This is a genomic window from Mycobacterium sp. 2YAF39, assembly GCF_052114565.1.
Classification (GTDB): Bacteria; Actinomycetota; Actinomycetes; order Mycobacteriales; family Mycobacteriaceae; genus Mycobacterium.
Map to the genome: position 1 here is coordinate 1 of NZ_JBFREZ010000078.1, position 353 is coordinate 353.

The window sequence follows — 353 nt, forward strand, 5'->3', positions numbered from 1 at the left end:
CGCAAGGGTTGCTGCCTCCACTACCGCCGCACCGACGGCGAGATGTGCGCCACCTGTCCGCGCCAACGCGTACCCGAGCGCCTGGCACGACTCGCTGCCCGCGACGGGCCCTAGCCCGCCCGCGTCCCCTCTCTCACTTTTTTCTGATTTTTCCTCGTATGCGTCCGCCATGCGCGGCGGCGCTCATCCGTGCAAGGAGAACACCCATGTCCGATCTGAGTCAGTCCTCCCATTTCGAAGCGGAGGCCCTGCAGTTATCGGTTTCAAGTTATTGCGATGAAGACGTCTTTGCAATGGAGATGGAACGCATCTTCCCGCGCAGCTCCAGCTATATCGGCCACGACCGCATGGTG

General features: G+C 62.0%; 1 protein-coding gene. It reads left to right on the plus strand.

The features are described from left to right. On the plus strand, positions 1-114 hold a 114-nt coding region (locus tag AB4Z42_RS28545; protein WP_442012604.1), incomplete at its 5' end, for a (2Fe-2S)-binding protein. Positions 115-353: the final 239 nt, after the last annotated feature.